Origin of the sequence: Pseudomonas syringae KCTC 12500, assembly GCF_000507185.2 — a bacterium.
Lineage (GTDB): Bacteria > Pseudomonadota > Gammaproteobacteria > Pseudomonadales > Pseudomonadaceae > Aquipseudomonas > Aquipseudomonas syringae.
Genome location: NZ_AYTM02000002.1, coordinates 2200694 through 2218184, shown reverse-complemented (window position 1 = coordinate 2218184; position 17491 = coordinate 2200694). Strand labels below are relative to the sequence as shown.

Below are 17491 nucleotides of genomic sequence, written 5' to 3'. Positions count from 1 at the left end.
ATACTGCGCAGCAGAGGTGTCTCAGCTTTCCAGCCAGACATCCCGAGCCCAGTGCCAGACCGATTCCCAGCTGTCTTCGGTGACCAGTTCTTCCTCGGCGGACCACAGCAATACAGTGCCGTCTTCCTCGACGCAGTAGTAGTCGTCACCGTCCTGACAGATCGGGATCAGCTCGCGTGGCACGCCCAGATCCCAGGCCGTAGCGGCCACGTCAGGCAGGTAAGTGTGCGACTGCGGGTCGGTCACAGTGACGGGTTCAAGGCTGCCATACACCACATCGCTGACTGTCAGGAGAAATTCCTTGAAGACAAACGGAATGTTGATGAACAGCTGTTCCTCGATCTCTACCAGTTGGTCTTCGTCAGGCAGCTCAAGCGGAACCGGAACCGGTTCATTTGCTTCACGCAGTTGTTCAATGACTTCTTCCACGACACAGATCCTCTCACTTGATGGCGCGGGTTATACAGTAGCGTAAAGCCTTTCTCAAAATAACTATCCGAACGGATAAACAAAAAACCCCGGACATGTCCGGGGTTCTGAACGCGAGAACGGGTTCTGGTTCAACCGTTCTGGCGAATTCCTGCCACCAGCCAAGGCTGGTTATCGCCTTGCGGGCGTTCCATGTTCCAGCTTTCGCTGAACACTTCGCCCTGGTCGAAACGCGACGTCTTGGACACGCCCGAGAACGTCAGTGTGGCAATGGTCTTGTCGGCACGATCATCCACACCGTCCAGCTGGACCTGAAGGTTTTCGATGTAGGTCGACTGGAAACCGTCGCCCAGGTCCGCACGTTCCTTTTTCAGGAACTGCAGCATTTGCGGGGTGACGAACTCGGCGATCTTGTCCATCTCGTTGGCGTCCCAGTGCTGCTGCAGCGACTGGAAGTGGCCGCGAGCAGCGTCCAGGAAGCGCTGTTCATTGAACCAGGCAGGTGCGTTGATCACTGGCGCAGTGGAGGCCGGGGAAGAACTGCCGAAGATCGGGTTCTGCGCAGGCTGGCTGGTTTCGCGCTGGTACGGTGGTGCACCGGCAGCGGCCATTTTCGGCTGTTGCTGCTGCCGACGACGCGCAATGAAGCGGAAGATCAGAAAGGCGATGAGGCCCATGATCAGGATGTCGAACAGTTGCAGGCCGTTGAAGCCGTCCCCCATGAACATCGACGCGAGAAGGCCACCGGCAGCGATACCGGCCAATGGGCCCAGCCAGCGCGAAGCACCGCTTGGCGCAGCGGCAGGACGACCCGCAGCGTTAGGCGCTGCCGCAGGTGTGGAAGGCGCGGCCTGACGTGTCTGATGCGTAGGCGCCGAGCCCATGCTCTTGCCGCCACCGAAGCGCGCGGCGTTCACATCCAGGCTCATGGTGAGCCCGATGCACAGCGCCATCGCGATGCTTAGAAAACGTTGCATAAGGGTATTCCCGTTTTGTGATTGCACGCGCGCCATGTTGCACAGCGGATGGCGACATGACCAGCGCGTTAGTGTTTCGGACTTTTACATAAACAGCGTAGGACTTTTCTACGCGCTTCGTAAGATGTGTACGAGGATTATCGTTCCTCACGCTAGCGTGGGAACGATAGTCAGGGACGTATGGGCGATGATCGACCGGCCTACAACGGCACCAGCTTCGCGTAGCCCATCATCAGCCACTTGCTGCCCTCGGGGAAGTTGACCTGCACCCGGGCCTGGGCGCCAGCGCCTTCGAAGTTGAGGATCACACCTTCGCCGAATACCGCATGCTGGACGCGCTGGCCCATGGTGAACTCGGTTTCCGGAATGCCGGTGCCGTTGAACAGGCTGCTGCTGTTGAATTTCGGCGAGCCGCCGAACGGACGGTTGACGCTGTTGGACAGCCGGACTTCCTGAATCAGCGCCGGCGGGATTTCGCGTACGAAACGCGAGACCTTGTTGTAGGTTTCGCTGCCGTACAGACGACGCGTTTCGGCGTAGGTCATCACCAACTGTTTCATGGCCCGGGTGATGCCGACATAGGCCAGGCGCCGTTCCTCTTCAAGACGGCCCGGTTCTTCCAGACTCATCTTGTGCGGGAACAGCCCTTCCTCCATGCCCACCAGGAACACGTGCGGGAATTCCAGGCCCTTGGCGCTGTGCAGGGTCATCAGCTGAATGCTGTCTTCATGCTCCTGCGCCTGGGTGTCGCCCGCTTCCAGCGAGGCATGCCCCAAAAACGCGGCCAGTGGCGTCAGGTCTTCTTCGCTTTCGTGATTCTCGAAAGCACGGGCAGCGCTGACCAGTTCCTCAAGGTTTTCTACCCGCGCCTGACCTTTCTCGCCTTTTTCCTGCTCGTGATAGGTAATCAGCCCGGACTGTTCGATCACCGTCTGGGTCATCAGGTGCAGCGGCATTTCCATGACCTTGGCCGCGAGGTTCTCGATCAGCTCGATGAAACCGCCCAAGGCAGTGGCGGCGCGTCCGGTCAGGCCCTTGTTGGCAACCAGCAGGCGCATGGCTTCCCACATGGAGACGTCGGCATGACGCGCATGCTCGCGAATCGCTTCGACGGTTTTTTCACCGATGCCGCGCGCCGGAACGTTGATCACCCGCTCCAGTGCCGCATCGTTGCCACGGCCTTCCAGCAAGCGCATGTAGGCCATCGCGTTCTTGATTTCGGCACGTTCGAAGAAGCGCTGTCCGCCGTAAATGCGGTACGGAATGCGCTCACGCAGCAGGGCTTCTTCAAGCACCCGCGACTGGGCGTTGGAGCGGTACAGAATGGCGATGTCGTTGCGCGAAATACCGGTTTTCAGCGCGCTTTCGATGGTCTCGACCACGTAACGCGCTTCATCGTGCTCGTTGAACGCGGCGTACAGATTGATCAGCTCGCCATCGCCGACGTCGGTCCACAATTCCTTGCCCAGGCGACCACTGTTATTGATGATCAAGCCGTTGGCGGCCTTGAGGATGCTCGCTGTGGAGCGGTAGTTCTGCTCCAGGCGGATGACTTCGGTGTCCGGAAAGTCCGAGGAATACTGGTGGATGTTCTCGATCTTCGCGCCGCGCCAGCCGTAAATGGACTGATCGTCGTCGCCGACCACCATCAGGCTGTCGCCCCCCTGGGCGAGCAGGCGCAGCCAGGCGTACTGCACGGCGTTGGTGTCCTGGAACTCGTCCACCAGGACGTGACGGAAGCGGCGCTGATAATGCGCCAGCAAGCCCGGGTTATCGCGCCACAGGTCGAGAGCGCGCAGCAGCAGCTCGGAGAAGTCGATGACGCCGGCCCGCTGGCAGGCGATCTCGTAGGCTTCGTAGACGCTTTTCATGGTGGTCAGGAACAGGTCGCCGCTGGCCTGAATATGTTTCGGGCGCAGGCCTTCGTCTTTCTGACCATTGATGAACCACTGGGCCTGACGTGCAGGCCAGCGTTGTTCGTCCAGACCCAGCTCGCGCATCACGCGCTTTACCAGACGCTGCTGGTCATCGCTGTCGAGAATCTGGAAGGTCTGCACCAGCCCGGCTTCCTGCCAGTGCGCCCGCAGCAGGCGATGGGCCAGCCCGTGGAAGGTGCCCACCCACATGCCAGCCGGGCTGATGCCCATTAGCTGCTCGATACGGTGGCGCATTTCGGCGGCAGCCTTGTTGGTGAACGTCACCGACAGGACCGAATGCGGGGAGGCTTGCTCGACCTGCATCAGCCATGCGATGCGATGCACCAGCACACGGGTTTTGCCGGAGCCAGCACCAGCCAGAACCAACTGACGACCCAGAGAGGCGGCTACGGCCTGACGTTGGGCATCGTTGAGGGAATTCAGAAGAAGAGAGAGATCATCGCGCATCAGCGCATTCTAGGGTGCCGCGCGATGACGGGCAAACCATGCTTTGCGTCAGCCAATAAAAATAGCGGGGGCGCTGACGACCGGTCGTCGCCTGTTGTCGGGCGCGAATGCGTTGCGTCTACCTTTATGGGTGAACAGGCAGGGTCTGACTGGCGAATGGGCCTAATGTAGGATTATTCCCACAATTGCCGCTGATAACGCCCGCACGGCGCGTTCCGGCTTCGTTTAACTGGGCGGCTGGCGGGTCATGTAGTATAACTACAAGAAAGCTACAACCATCCCATCTCTCTTTTTGCCGAGTCTGCCCCTTGAATCTGCTGCAACACATCGCCCAGTCACGTAATTTGCTGCGCAAATCGGAGCTCAAGGTAGCCGACCATGTGCTGCTCGACCCTGCGGCCGTGATGCACAGTTCCATGGCAGATCTGGCGCACAGTGTCGGTATCAGTGAGCCGACCATCGTGCGTTTCTGCCGCGCCATCGGCTGCTCCGGGTTTCAGGACCTCAAGCTCAAGCTGGCGCAGAGCCTCGCGGCGGGCGCAAGTTTTGGGCAGTTCGCGATTCACGAAGACGATTCGGTTGCCGACTACAGCCTGAAGATTTTCGACACCACGCTGCACACGCTCATGGAAGTGCGCGAAAACCTCGACCCCCATGCGTTGCAACTGGCAGTCACGGCCATGGCCGGGGCCAATCGGGTCGAGTTCTATGGGTTTGGCGCGTCCGGCGCAGTGGCCGCTGATGCGCAGCACAAGTTCTTTCGTCTACTGCTGACCGCTGCGGCGTATTCCGATCCGCACATGCAGGCGATGTCAGCTGTCACGCTCAAGCCGACAGATGTCGCGGTGTGCATTTCGCAGTCAGGCCGTTCGAAGGATTTGCTGATCACCGCCAATCTGGTCCGCGAGAGCGGCGCGACGCTGATCACGCTGTGCCCCAGCCAGACACCGCTGGCCGAGCTGTCGTCGGTCAACCTGGCCATCGATGTGCACGAAGACACCGAAATCTACACGCCGCTGACTTCCCGTATTGCACACCTGGTTGTCATTGATGTGCTGGCAATGGGCGTCGCCATGGCGCGCGGCCCCGGTCTGGTCAACCACCTCAAGAGCGTCAAGCGCAGCCTGCGGGGCTTGCGCCTGTCACCAAAGTCGATCAAGACCCACGAAGACTGAGCCGATCCCGTTACATCAAATTTCATCGATCTGTCACCTGCGTGCCGCCTGACTGTCACTGTCACGCTCCATTCTGGTGCTCCCACAAAACGTATTGGGAGACAGGACATGGCTCGGCATTACGATGATTTACCCACCAGCACCGTGAAAACCCGCCGTCAGCAGGAAGATCAGCGTCGCATGGAGTTTCGTCGGGCAATTGAAAGCTACAGCGAGGCACGTCAGCTCAATCAGGAGCTGTGTGACTACATGGATGGCATGGATAACGCCGTTTGGCAGACGATCAAGTTGCCCGCGGTCGACCGTCGAAACGCTCGACAAGCTGGCTGATCTGCGCACGTTCGGTGCGGATGAACGCAAGAAACGCATGTGCCACAGGTGAAAGGCGTTTGTCCCCGGCCTGAGCCACGCACCAGCTTCGATACAGTGGCAACTCCGCCACGGGCAGCTCGACCAGGGCGCCTGTGGCGAGTTCCTGGCAGACCGCGTGTCGGGTCAGCATCGCCAGGCCCAGCCCGGCTACCACGCATTCACGTTGTGCTTCGCTGGAGGACACTTCCAGCGTCTGCGTGAAATGCACGCGCTTCTCTTTGAAGAACTCCTCGCAGGCCCGACGCGTGCCCGATCCTGTTTCCCGGGTCAGCAACGGCCATGGCTCCAGATCTTTCAGGTTCAGCGTCGCGCGGCTGCTCAGCGGATGGTCAGGCGGCGCTACGGCGACAATCGGGTTATTCAGGAACGGCAAGAACTCCAGGCCCATGTCCAGCGGCACTGCCGACATCACCACAAGATCATCGCGGTTATCCGCCAGGCGCCTGATGACTTGCGCGCGATTGACCACCATCAGGCTCAGGTTGACTTCCGGGTGCTGGCGCTTGAAGGCGGCGAACAGGTGAGGGATGAAGTACTTGCAGCTCGATTCGACTGCCAGCTTCAACTGGCCTTGCAGCGAGCCCTGCATGTCGGAAAGCTGCATGTCCAGGCTTTCCAGGCGCCCGAAAATATCCCGGCTGGCCTGTTGCAGCGCTTGCGCCGCTTCGGTCAGGTAGAGCTTTTTGCTGACGTATTCGAACAGCGGCTGGCCGATCAGCTCTTCGAGCTGGCGAATCTGCAGGCTGACAGCGGGTTGTGTCAGCGACATCTCTTCGGCCGCGCGGCTGTATGAGCGCAGATCGCACACTTCATTGAAAATGCGCAGTTGACGCAATGTCATACGCATCAATGACTTACGCATTTATAAAGGCTCCGCGATACGACTGAAGCGCCAACTATAAGCTTTTACTTATGCACCTCCCAACTTTTACTCATTTTTGTTAATCCTCGATTGGGCATAGGGTGGCCCTGCGACATTCAGTCACATACACGGTTACAAGTGTGGGTCGAGGGAAACGCCAGTGATAACAAAAATTCTGATCGCCAACCGTGGGGAGATTGCCGTTCGCATCGTGCGTGCATGCGCCGAGATGGGCATTCGCTCGGTGGCGATCTTTTCCGAAGCGGACCGGCATGCCTTGCATGTCAAACGTGCGGACGAAGCCTATAGCATTGGTGCCGAACCTCTGGCGGGTTATCTGAACCCGCGTAAATTGGTGAATCTGGCAGTGGAAACCGGTTGCGATGCGTTGCATCCCGGCTATGGCTTTCTTTCCGAGAATGCCGAACTGGCCGATATTTGTGCCGAACGAGGGATCAAATTCATCGGCCCCTCAGCAGAAGTTATTCGTCGCATGGGGGATAAGACCGAGGCCCGGCGCAGCATGATCAAGGCCGGCGTACCGGTCACGCCCGGCACCGAAGGCAACGTGGCAGATATCGACGAGGCGCTGGCCGAGGGCGAGCGCATCGGTTACCCGGTGATGCTCAAGGCCACCTCCGGGGGCGGCGGACGGGGTATCCGCCGCTGTAACAGCCGCGAAGAACTCGAGCAGGCCTTCCCGCGCGTGATTTCCGAAGCGACCAAGGCCTTCGGCTCGGCAGAAGTCTTTCTTGAGAAATGCATCGTCAATCCCAAGCACATTGAAGCGCAGATTCTGGGCGACAGCTTCGGCAACGTGGTGCACCTGTTCGAGCGCGACTGTTCGATTCAACGACGCAACCAGAAACTCATCGAAATTGCTCCCAGCCCGCAGTTGACCCCCGAACAGCGCGCCTACATCGGCGATCTGTCGGTACGTGCGGCCAAGGCAGTCGGTTACGAGAATGCCGGCACCGTGGAATTTCTGCTCGCCGAGGGCGAGGTGTACTTCATGGAGATGAACACCCGGGTGCAGGTCGAGCACACCATCACCGAAGAAATCACCGGCATCGATATCGTTCGCGAGCAGATTCGTATCGCCTCCGGTCTGCCGCTGTCGGTGAAGCAGGAAGACATCATCCATCGCGGTTTTGCCCTGCAGTTCCGGATCAACGCCGAGGACCCGAAGAACAACTTCCTGCCCAGCTTCGGCAAGATCACTCGTTATTACGCGCCCGGCGGGCCTGGCGTGCGTACCGACACGGCGATCTATACCGGCTACACCATTCCGCCGTTCTATGACTCGATGTGCCTGAAGCTGATTGTCTGGGCGTTGACCTGGGAAGAGGCCATGGACCGCGGCCTGCGTGCGCTCGATGACATGCGCCTGCAAGGGGTCAAGACCACGGCTGCCTATTACCAGGAAATCCTCCGCAACCCGGAGTTTCGCAGCGGTGAGTTCAACACCAGCTTTGTCGAGAGCCACCCCGAGCTGACCAATTATTCGATCAAACGCAAACCCGAAGAGCTGGCCCTGGCCATCGCCGCCGCCATTGCCGCCCATGCAGGCTTATGAATAAGCAGCTGCAAGTTTCAAGCTATAAGCTGCAAGTAAAAGCCGAGTCGCTCTTACTTTAAGCTTGCAGCTGACAACTTGCAGCTCGAAAGGACTACCCATGACCAAGAAGATCTTTGTAACCGACACCATCCTGCGTGACGCTCACCAATCGTTGCTGGCAACCCGCATGCGTACCGAAGACATGCTGCCGATCTGCGACAAGCTCGACCAGGTCGGCTACTGGTCGCTGGAAGTCTGGGGCGGCGCTACCTTCGATGCCTGCGTGCGTTTTCTCAAGGAAGACCCGTGGGAACGTCTGCGCCAGCTGCGTGCGGCCTTGCCCAATACCCGGTTGCAGATGCTCCTGCGCGGCCAGAACCTGCTGGGCTATCGGCATTACAGCGATGACGTGGTCAAGGCGTTCGTCGCCAAGGCGGCGGTCAACGGTATTGATGTGTTCCGTATTTTCGATGCCATGAACGATGTGCGTAACCTGCGGGTTGCCATCGAGGCGGTGAAAGCGGCGGGCAAACACGCGCAGGGCACCATCGCTTACACCACCAGCCCGGTGCACACCATCGAGGCCTTCGTGGCGCAGGCCCGGCAGATGGAAGCCATGGGTTGTGACTCGGTGGCGATCAAGGACATGGCCGGCCTGTTGACGCCTTATGCCACGGGTGAGCTGGTCAAGGCGCTGAAGGCCGAGCAGTCGTTGCCGGTGTTCATCCACTCGCATGACACGGCGGGTCTGGCCGCGATGTGTCAGCTCAAGGCGATCGAAAGCGGCGCGGACCATATCGACACGGCGATCTCCAGCTTTGCCTGGGGCACCAGCCATCCGGGCACCGAATCGATGGTGGCCGCGCTCAAGGGTAGCGAATTCGACACCGGCCTGGATCTGGAGCTGCTGCAGGAAATCGGTCTGTACTTCTACGCGGTGCGTAAGAAATACCATCAGTTCGAAAGCGAATTTACTGCAGTCGACACGCGGGTACAGGTTAATCAGGTGCCGGGCGGGATGATTTCCAACCTGGCCAATCAGTTGAAAGAGCAGGGCGCGCTCAACCGCATGAGCGAAGTGCTGGCTGAAATTCCGCGCGTGCGCAAAGACCTCGGCTATCCGCCGCTGGTAACCCCGACCTCGCAGATCGTCGGTACTCAGGCGTTCTTCAATGTGTTGGCTGGGGAGCGTTACAAAACCATCACCAATGAAGTGAAGCTTTATCTGCAAGGCGGCTACGGCAAGGCGCCGGGTCAGGTGGATGAAAAACTGCGCCGTCAGGCGATCGGCAATGAAGAGCTGATCGATGTTCGTCCGGCCGACCTGCTCAAGCCGGAGATGACCAAGCTAAGGGCTGATATCGGCGCACTGGCCAAGTCCGAAGAGGACGTGCTGACGTTCGCCATGTTCCCGGACATTGGCCGCAAGTTCCTTGAGGAACGTGCAGCCGGGAAACTGGCACCGGAAGTGCTGCTGCCGATTCCCGAAGCCGGAAGCGTGGCAAAGGCAGGCGGTGAGGGCGTACCGACCGAGTTCGTTATTGATGTGCACGGCGAAACCTATCGGGTCGACATCACCGGTGTGGGCGTCAAGGCCGAGGGCAAGCGCCACTTCTACCTGACCATAGACGGCATGCCGGAAGAGGTGGTGTTCGAGCCGCTCAACGAATTCGTCGGCGGCGGGGCTAGCAAACGCAAACAAGCCCACGCACCGGGTGACGTCAGCACCACCATGCCCGGCAACATCGTCGATGTGCTGGTCAAGGAGGGCGATGTGGTCAAGGCCGGTCAGGCAGTGTTGATCACTGAAGCGATGAAGATGGAGACCGAGGTTCAGGCATCGGTAGCGGGCAAGGTCGTCGCCATCCACGTCGCCAAAGGCGACCGCGTCAATCCGGGCGAAGTGCTGATCGAGATCGAAGGTTGAGCTGACGCCTGAGCATCATCCAAAGGTTTACCTCAGGGAAGCACTCGTGGCTTCCCTTTTTTTATTCTGTGCAGGCGCGGCCAGTGGTCACGACTATCGTTCCGCACGCTCCAGCGTGGTAATGCAGTTCTGGACGCTCTGCGTCCTCAGGATTACCGAAACGCCTCAAGCCCCTTGATCTGTTGCCCGTCAGTGAAGTTATCCACAGCCAGCCAGCGCTCAAAGGCGTTCTGCCGCTCAGGCCATTCGCTGTCGAGGATCGAATACCACGCGGTATCCCGGCTCTGGCCTTTGACCACCATGTGCTGGCGGAAGGTGCCTTCGTAGCTGAAGCCGAATCGCTCGGCAGCGCGTTTGGAGCGGGCGTTGTTGGCGTTGCACTTCCACTCCAGGCGACGATAGCCCAGTGCGAAAATCTCTCTGGCCAGCAGGTAAATGGCTTCGGTGCCTTTGGGCGTGCGTTGCATGGCCGCGCTGAAGGTGACATGACCTATCTCGATACGCCCATGGGCAGCGACGATCGACATCAGGCTGATGACGCCTTCGGCCTTATCGGTCTGCTGATCGACCACGGTGTAAAACCACGGATCGGTGGCCGCCTGATGCCCGGCCAGCCATCTATCGAAAGCGCTACGGTCGCTGAACGGCCCGTATGGCAGATAATCCCACAACTTCGGGTCCGCATTCGGACCCTCGAGTGCCGCCCACAAGTCATCGGCGTGACGCGCGGCATCGAGTTTTTCCAGGCGAATGAAACGGCCTGTCAGTGTATGGGCCGAGGGCAATGCAGCGGCTTGCCAGTCCAGCAGGGTGTCGGACATCAGTCACTTCCTGTTTCAGAGTGCTTTACGAAATTGTATGAGGCCGGGCCGTTCGGCGATTCGCTCGTACAACTGAATGGCCGTGGCGTTGGTTTCGTGGGTCAGCCAGTGCACCTTGTCGCAACCGTCTGCCTTGGCCGTGGCGTAGACAAACTCGATCAGTTGCCTGCCGATGCCTGTCCCGCGTTGTTCGGGGGCGACGATCAGATCCTGCAGGTAACAGGCGTTGTTGATGCTCCAGTTGGAGCGATGGTAGATGAAATTCACCATGCCCACCGCCTCGTCACCCCGCCAGGCGAGCGCCGAGTGAGTCGGTTCGTTCGCGTCCACAAGGCGTTGCCAGGTGATGTCGCTGACGCCTTCGGCCAGCTCGGTGTTGTAGAAGCGCAGATAGGCCTGCCACAGAGGCAGCCACGCGTGATGGTCGTCGACGTTAACGGGGCGAATCTGCACATCGGTCATGAGCTGCTCCCTTCGCTCATCAAGCGAGCGACGTGTTGGTCATTTGCATCCTGGCTTGAGGCGAGGCCGTCGCGCACACCGGCCATGTCCGCAGCGCTGCGATTCTGACTGAGTTTACGTTTGCCCTGCAGCCGCTGCACCGGAATGGAGAACCCGACAATCGCTCCGAGCATTTTTGCGATGTAGTCCGCCGGCGCATCGTCAATGGACCAGGGTTGCGCTCGGTTGGATTCATGGCGATGGGTCAAGTCAGCCAGCAACTGATGCAATTGCGTAGCATCGGTAAAAACCTCGGCCTGCCCATAAGCATGCACGGCCACATAATTCTGGTGTGACCCCCGAAGGTTGGATGCAACCTTTGGAGGCGTCATGGGTAAATATACAGAGCAGGCAAAACTCGCAGCCGTGAAAGAGTATTGTGCTGGCAAGGCAGGTTTGAGGGATGTTGCGCATCGCCACGATGTGGATTTTTCCTGCCTTAGGCAGTGGGTTGCGGCCTATCAGATTCATGGCGTAGCGGGCCTGCAAGAGAAAAAACGCCAGCGCTACAGTGACGAGTTCAAGCTGACTGTTTTGAAGCGCATGCATGATGAGCGTTTATCTCTGCGCCAGACAGCGGCCTTGTTCGATATCCGTCAGTTCGGCATCATCGGTCTATGGCAGCGCCATTATGAAGAAGGGGCCTTTGATGCCTCCTCCAAGCCACCCACAAAAGCCGGACGCCCAAGAAAGATGACGACTGCACTTCCGCCTGTGAACGCCCCCTCAATCGACGATGAATCGCGCTCGCGTGACGAGTTGCTTGCCGAGGTGAAGCAACTGCGGATGGAGGTCGACTATCTAAAAAAGCTCGATGCCTTGGCTCAGAAGAAGCAACGAATAGCGCAACAGAAAAAGCGCAAATCGTAACCGAACTGAGACTGGGGCATTCTCTGGGTGGCCTGCTGAAGCTTGCCGGTCTGGCGCGCAGCACTTTTTACTATCAACAAAAGGTACTGCAAGCGGGCGATAAGTACGCCGGGCTGAAAGACCTGATTCAGACAGTTTTCTACGATCATAAAGGCCGGTATGGCTATCGTCGTATCACGGCGGCGTTGCGGCGCGCAGGCCATCTTGTGAACCACAAGACGGTGCAGAAACTGATGGGGCAGCTTGGCCTGAAGAGCCTGGTGCGAGTGAAGAAATACCGCTCTTACAAGGGCGAAGTAGGCAAGGCTGCGCCCAACATTCTCAAGCGTGATTTCAAGGCCCAGCACCTTAATGAAAAATGGGCCACGGACGTCACCGAGTTCAAAGTGGGAGGCCAGAAGCTCTATCTGTCGCCCATCATGGATCTGTACAACGGCGAAATCATTTCCTATGCAATCGCCAGGCGCCCGCTGTACTCCATGGTGGACGAAATGCTTGAAGGAGCGTTCAAGAAGCTTGAGCCGCATGAAAAGCCTATTTTGCACTCAGACCAGGGCTGGCAATATCGGATGCCTGTTTACCAACGATTACTCAATGAGCATTCGATCACATGCAGCATGTCGCGCAAGGGCAACTGCTACGACAACGCGGCTATGGAAAGTTTTTTTGGCACGCTGAAGTCCGAGTTTTTCTATCTGAACAAATTTAACAATCTGGATGAGCTTCATGCGGGCATCGACGAGTACATTGAGTATTACAATCAGTCACGCATCAAACTGAAACTTAACGGCCTGAGCCCTGTGGAGTTCAGAATGCAGGCCGCTCAGGCAGCGTAGAAATAATCGTCCAACCTTCGGGGGTCATACCACTCCGCGTGGGAATGCCGTTCGTGACGCTCTGCGTCATCTGTGCATCAGTTGCTGATCGACAGAATGCTCGCCTGATACGAACCCACGAACGTGTCGAAATCCACCACTTCTTCCGTTGCTTCCAGCTCGACCTGTTCCTCGATGGAGGTTTTGGCCTGGGCTTCGAAGTCTGCCTGTTCCTGAGCGCTCAGCGGGTGAGTGCGGAAGTATTCGGCGTGGACCTGGCTCTGGCGCAGGGAGAACGCGGTAAAGCCCTCGTTATGCGCTTCCATGCTGGCCAGCACCTGGGCAGACGGTGTGAGCGCGGTATCGTCGATCTTGGCCTGTTGCACCGCAATCGATTTGAGGTGCTCATCGGTGCCCTGAGCCTGATCGAGCAAGCGGGCAATCGGCGTGATCTTCTCCACCAGCTCGGTTGCCCAGGTCTTGAGATCGACAGGGCGGTTGTCACGCATCAGGCTCAGGCCCGGGCGACGCCCTTCCTTGACCACTGACAGGAAGTTCGAGCTTGCGTTGGAGCACTCGTGGCTGGCCAGTTGCCGGCTTTCCTCAAGGGCGCAATACAGCACGAAGGCATCGATGAAGCGCGACTGCTCCAGGCTGATGCCGGTCGGCAGAAACGGGTTGATGTCCAGGCAGCGCACTTCGACGTACTGCACACCACGGGCCACCAGCGCCTGAATAGGGCGTTCGCCGCTATAGGTCACACGCTTGGGGCGAATGTTGGAGTAGTACTCGTTCTCGATCTGCAGCACGTTGGTGTTGAGCTGTACCCACTCGCCGTTCTGGTCATGGGTGCCGACCTCGACGTAAGGCTTGTAAGGCGTGGCCACGGCCTTGCGCAGGCTGTCGGTGTAGCTGACCAGATCGTTGTAGCAAGGGGTCAGGTCGGCCTGGGCGTCACTCTGATAACCCAGGTCGCTCATACGCAGACTGGTGGCGTACGGCAGATACAGGGTGTCTGCGTCGAAGTGCTGCTCCAGCTGATGCTTGCGGCCGCGCAGGAAACCCGCGTCGAGTGCCGGTGAAGCGCCGAACAGGTACATCAGCAGCCAGCTGTAGCGGCGGAAGTTACGGATCAGCGCAATGTAGGAATGCGACTGGTAGTCGCGCGCATCGCCTGCAAAGTCCTCGGTCTGCTTGAGCAGCCCCCAGGCGTCTTCCGGCAACGAGAAGTTGTAGTGAATGCCGGCAATGCACTGCATGGTCTTGCCATAACGCAGCGCCAGGCCCTTGCGGTATACGTACTTGAGCTTGCCGATGTTCGACGTGCCGTAATAGGCGATCGGTATGTGCTCTTCATCGGGCAACGGGCACGGCATCGACGGGCTCCACAGCAGCTCGTCACCCAGCTTGCTGTAAACGAAGCGGTGGACCCGGTCCAGGTTGTCGATGGTCTCGGCCGGGTTCTTCAAGGCTGGTGTGATGAACTCCAGCAGCGATTCGGAATAATCGGTCGTCACCTGACCGTTGGTCAGGGCGGCACCCAGAGCTTGCGGGTGGGGCGTCCGGGCCAGTTCTGCCGTTGCGGTAACGCGCAGGCACTCACGCTCGATACCGTGCAGGCACTGCTCCAGAAGAGAGAGGTTGTTACGCTCGCCGAGCAATGCAAGACGACGGTTTAAAAGTTCGCTCAAGGTGTAATCCTTCACGCATCGGTCGCCCCGATATGGGGGTGGACTTGACGGTCTACAAGGGTGAAGAAAGGAACTGGCGTAGTCGCCTGGTTGGTCGGTAGCGCCTGTTCACAATCACTGCTCTTTGTCGTACTACCCAAATGGACTCGGCACCACGCTAATGGTGCCGAAATTAACCCAAATGATGTCGGTACGGCTAGGTTCAGTTCGCAGGGATGCTGTTCATCAGCCCTCGATCAAGTCTAGATCACCGCAAATGTGCCTTGGGCTTTGGCCACAAGCTTGTCGCCCTGAACGACTTCGGCCTCGACCACCAGCGTGCGGCGACCCGCGTGCAGCACCTTGGCGATGCACAGGACTTCGCCCTCGGAGACGCCACGCACGTAGTTGATCTTGCACTCGATGGTCACGCTGCGCTGGTCGAAACCGTGAACGCTGGAACAGGCCAGGCCCATGGCGATATCGACCAGGCTGAAGATTGCACCGCCGTGCATCACGTTGCCGCGATTGCGCAGGTGCGCCTCCAGCGGCAACGCAACCTCGGCAACGCCCTCGTCCAGACGCCGCAGCTCGCAGCCGAGCATTTTGAAGTAGGCGCTGTGGGTCAGATCTTCAGGAATATCCATCAGCGCTTCTTCAGTTGCTTGGCATTGGCGAACAGCGACGCCATGGCATTGTTGGCGGGCGCTGGCGCAGTGGTTTCCTTGCGCGGCGCGTTGTTCTGGCGAGGCGAAGAACCTGGACGGGCACCGCGTGCACCATCGATTTTCTCGCCGGGCGTATCGCTCATGCGCATCGACAGACCGACGCGTTTGCGCGGGATATCGACTTCCATGACCTTCACTTTCACCACATCACCGGCCTTGACCGCTTCACGCGGGTCCTTGATGAACTTCTCGGACAACGCCGAGATGTGCACCAGACCGTCCTGATGCACGCCGATATCGACGAATGCACCGAAGTTGGTGACGTTGGTGACCACGCCTTCGAGGATCATCCCCAGTTGCAGGTCCTTGAGGTCTTCGACCCCGTCCTGGAACTCTGCGGTCTTGAACTCCGGACGCGGATCGCGGCCCGGCTTTTCGAGTTCCTGGAGGATGTCTGTCACAGTTGGCAGACCAAAGGTCTCGTCGGTGAATTTCTTCGGGTCCAGACGCTTGAGAAAGCTGGCGTCGCCGATCAGCGAGCGAATATCGCGGTCGGTTTCAGCCGCAATGCGCTGCACCAGCGGGTAGGCTTCCGGGTGAACGGCGGAGGCGTCGAGCGGGTTGTCACCGGTCATGACGCGCAAGAAGCCGGCGGCCTGTTCAAAGGTCTTTTCGCCCAGGCGGCTGACTTTCTTCAGCGCCGAGCGGGTTTTGAACGCGCCGTTTTCATCACGATGCGCAACGATGTTCTGCGCCAGCGTGGTGTTGAGGCCGGAAATGCGTGCCAGCAGCGCCACGGAGGCCGTATTCACATCCACGCCCACGGCGTTTACGCAGTCTTCCACCACTGCATCCAGGCCGCGCGCCAGCTTGAGCTGCGAAACGTCGTGCTGGTACTGGCCGACCCCGATGGATTTCGGGTCGATTTTCACCAGTTCGGCGAGCGGGTCCTGCAAGCGACGGGCAATGGACACCGCGCCACGGATCGACACGTCGAGGTCCGGGAATTCCTTGGCGGCCAGTTCCGATGCCGAGTACACCGACGCGCCTGCTTCGGAAACCATGACCTTGGTCATCTTCAGACCTGGGTATTTTTTGATCAGGTCGGCAGCCAGCTTGTCGGTTTCACGGCTGGCGGTGCCGTTGCCGATGGCAATCAGATCGACCGAATGTTTGGCGCACAGTGCGGCCAGTACGGCGATGGTCTGGTCCCACTGGTTTTTCGGTACGTGCGGATAGACGGTGGCGTAGTCGAGCAGTTTGCCGGTGGCGTCGACCACGGCGACCTTGCAGCCGGTACGCAGGCCAGGATCGAGGCCCAGCGTGGCACGCTGACCGGCCGGAGCGGCCAGCAACAGGTCGTGCAGGTTGTGGGCGAACACATTGATCGCTTCGGTTTCCGCGCCGTCACGCAGCTCACCCAGCAGATCGGTTTCAAGGTGGCTGTACAGCTTGACCTTCCAGGTCCAGCGCACCACTTCGGCCAGCCATTTGTCTGCCGGGCGGTTCTGGTTCTGGATGCCGAAACGCTCACCGATCATCAGCTCGCACGGGTGCATGGCGCCCGGCAATTCTTCACCGACTTTCAGTGCCGAGCTCAGGAAGCCTTCGTTACGACCGCGGAAAATCGCCAGCGCACGGTGCGACGGCATGCTCTTGAGCGGTTCGTCGTGTTCGAAGTAGTCGCGGAACTTGGCGCCTTCCTCTTCCTTGCCCGGCACCACGCGTGCGCTGATCACCGCTTCCTGCTTGAGGAAGCTGCGCAGCTTGTCCAGCAGCGAGGCATCTTCGGCAAAGCGCTCCATCAGAATGTACTTGGCGCCTTCCAGCGCAGCCTTTACATCAGCAACGCCTTTATCCGCGTCGACGAAGCGGGCTGCTTCTGCTTCCGGAGCCAGGCTCGGGTCGTTGAACAGGCCGTCGGCCAGCTCGCCCAACCCGGCTTCAAGGGCGATCTGGCCCTTGGTGCGGCGTTTCTGCTTATAAGGCAGGTACAAGTCTTCGAGGCGGGTCTTGGTGTCGGCCAACTTGATATCGCGGGCCAGCTCCGGGGTCAGCTTGCCTTGCTCTTCGATGCTGGCAAGAATGCTGACGCGCCGCTCGTCCAGTTCACGCAGATAACGCAGGCGCTCTTCCAGATGGCGCAGTTGCGTGTCATCAAGACTGCCGGTCACTTCCTTGCGGTAGCGGGAAATGAAGGGCACGGTCGAGCCTTCATCCAGTAGTGCTACGGCCGCTGCGACCTGTTGTGGGCGTACGCCGAGTTCTTCGGCGATGCGGCTGTTGATGCTGTCCATAAAACCACCTGGAGTTGTGAGCAAAAAACTGGGCTATGTACGAATTGCCTTGCCTGGGTATCGTGCGCCAGCATTTATTTTCAGGGCTGGCGAACCGCCATGAGTCCGGCGTTGCCTGACTTCGAGGGCGGCGCATTATACCCAGCGAAGCCGGATTAGGGGATC

Annotated in this window: 14 protein-coding genes and 1 pseudogene; 5 read left to right on the top strand and 10 right to left on the bottom strand. The window is 59.1% G+C overall.

The window, feature by feature from the left end; all coding sequences use genetic code 11:
- Positions 1 to 21: 21 nt before the first annotated feature.
- The 3 genes from V476_RS10250 to uvrD all read right to left on the bottom strand — a co-directional run bounded on the left by V476_RS10250 (position 22) and on the right by uvrD (position 3790).
- Positions 22 to 429, bottom strand: coding sequence for an SMI1/KNR4 family protein (locus V476_RS10250; RefSeq protein ID WP_003316056.1), 408 nt, complete (start codon positions 427 to 429; stop codon positions 22 to 24).
- A gap of 131 nt (positions 430 to 560) precedes the next feature.
- A complete protein-coding gene (locus tag V476_RS10245) occupies positions 561 to 1406 on the bottom strand; it encodes a Tim44 domain-containing protein (protein ID WP_003421439.1) in 846 nt (281 codons plus the stop codon).
- 200 nt (positions 1407 to 1606) lie between these two features.
- Complete coding sequence (uvrD, locus tag V476_RS10240; RefSeq protein ID WP_024959031.1) at positions 1607 to 3790, bottom strand: DNA helicase II; 2184 nt, start codon at positions 3788 to 3790, stop codon at positions 1607 to 1609.
- A 308-nt stretch (positions 3791 to 4098) separates the two neighbouring features.
- On the opposite strand from uvrD, the gene hexR reads away from it, so the two are divergent.
- Together hexR and V476_RS26980 are read left to right on the top strand one after the other, a co-directional pair.
- Positions 4099 to 4965 carry a transcriptional regulator HexR gene (gene hexR, locus V476_RS10235; RefSeq protein WP_003316059.1) on the top strand — a complete coding sequence of 289 codons (867 nt, stop codon included), beginning with the start codon at positions 4099 to 4101 and terminating at the stop codon, positions 4963 to 4965.
- 144 nt (positions 4966 to 5109) lie between these two features.
- Positions 5110 to 5295: a PA3496 family putative envelope integrity protein gene (locus tag V476_RS26980; protein WP_003316061.1), complete on the top strand. Its 186-nt coding sequence runs from the start codon at positions 5110 to 5112 to the stop codon at positions 5293 to 5295.
- On the opposite strand, the gene V476_RS10230 is transcribed toward V476_RS26980, so the two are convergent.
- A complete protein-coding gene (locus tag V476_RS10230) occupies positions 5249 to 6199 on the bottom strand; it encodes a LysR family transcriptional regulator (protein WP_024959032.1) in 951 nt (316 codons plus the stop codon). The two genes, V476_RS26980 and V476_RS10230, sit on opposite strands and share 47 nt — an antisense overlap.
- A 160-nt stretch (positions 6200 to 6359) precedes the next feature.
- On the opposite strand from V476_RS10230, the gene V476_RS10225 reads away from it, so the two are divergent.
- Entirely contained in the window at positions 6360 to 7775 is a 1416-nt protein-coding gene (locus tag V476_RS10225) for an acetyl-CoA carboxylase biotin carboxylase subunit (RefSeq protein WP_003401293.1), read from the top strand.
- 100 nt (positions 7776 to 7875) lie between these two features.
- Positions 7876 to 9684: a sodium-extruding oxaloacetate decarboxylase subunit alpha gene (gene oadA, locus V476_RS10220; protein WP_024959033.1), complete on the top strand. Its 1809-nt coding sequence runs from the start codon at positions 7876 to 7878 to the stop codon at positions 9682 to 9684.
- 152 nt (positions 9685 to 9836) lie between these two features.
- On the opposite strand, the gene V476_RS10215 is transcribed toward oadA, so the two are convergent.
- The 3 genes and pseudogenes from V476_RS10215 to V476_RS10205 all read right to left on the bottom strand — a co-directional run.
- Complete coding sequence (locus tag V476_RS10215; protein ID WP_024959034.1) at positions 9837 to 10505, bottom strand: GNAT family N-acetyltransferase; 669 nt, start codon at positions 10503 to 10505, stop codon at positions 9837 to 9839.
- A gap of 15 nt (positions 10506 to 10520) precedes the next feature.
- Positions 10521 to 10967 (bottom strand): GNAT family N-acetyltransferase, encoded by a 447-nt coding sequence (locus V476_RS10210; protein ID WP_024959035.1) that lies wholly within the window; start codon positions 10965 to 10967, stop codon positions 10521 to 10523.
- Positions 10964 to 11293 (bottom strand): annotated as a pseudogene (locus V476_RS10205) (FMN-binding negative transcriptional regulator); the annotation flags it as partial. The pseudogene V476_RS10205 and the gene V476_RS10210, both read right to left, overlap by 4 nt.
- Positions 11294 to 11336: 43 nt before the next feature.
- On the opposite strand from V476_RS10205, the gene V476_RS26975 reads away from it, so the two are divergent.
- A protein-coding gene (locus V476_RS26975; RefSeq protein WP_103715870.1) for an IS3 family transposase occupies positions 11337 to 12712 on the top strand; the annotation gives its coding sequence in 2 pieces (ribosomal slippage) (positions 11337 to 11808 and positions 11808 to 12712; 1377 coding nt in all).
- Positions 12713 to 12789: 77 nt separating this feature from the next.
- On the opposite strand, the gene gshA is transcribed toward V476_RS26975, so the two are convergent.
- The 3 genes from gshA to V476_RS10180 all read right to left on the bottom strand — a co-directional run bounded on the left by gshA (position 12790) and on the right by V476_RS10180 (position 17326).
- Positions 12790 to 14382 (bottom strand): glutamate--cysteine ligase, encoded by a 1593-nt coding sequence (gene gshA, locus V476_RS10190; RefSeq protein WP_024961496.1) that lies wholly within the window; start codon positions 14380 to 14382, stop codon positions 12790 to 12792.
- 242 nt (positions 14383 to 14624) lie between these two features.
- Positions 14625 to 15008: a PaaI family thioesterase gene (locus tag V476_RS10185; protein ID WP_003314033.1), complete on the bottom strand. Its 384-nt coding sequence runs from the start codon at positions 15006 to 15008 to the stop codon at positions 14625 to 14627.
- On the bottom strand, positions 15008 to 17326 hold the full coding sequence (locus tag V476_RS10180; RefSeq protein ID WP_024961497.1) for a Tex family protein: 2319 nt from the start codon (positions 17324 to 17326) through the stop codon (positions 15008 to 15010). The genes V476_RS10185 and V476_RS10180 overlap by 1 nt, the downstream gene beginning before the upstream one ends.
- Positions 17327 to 17491: the final 165 nt, after the last annotated feature.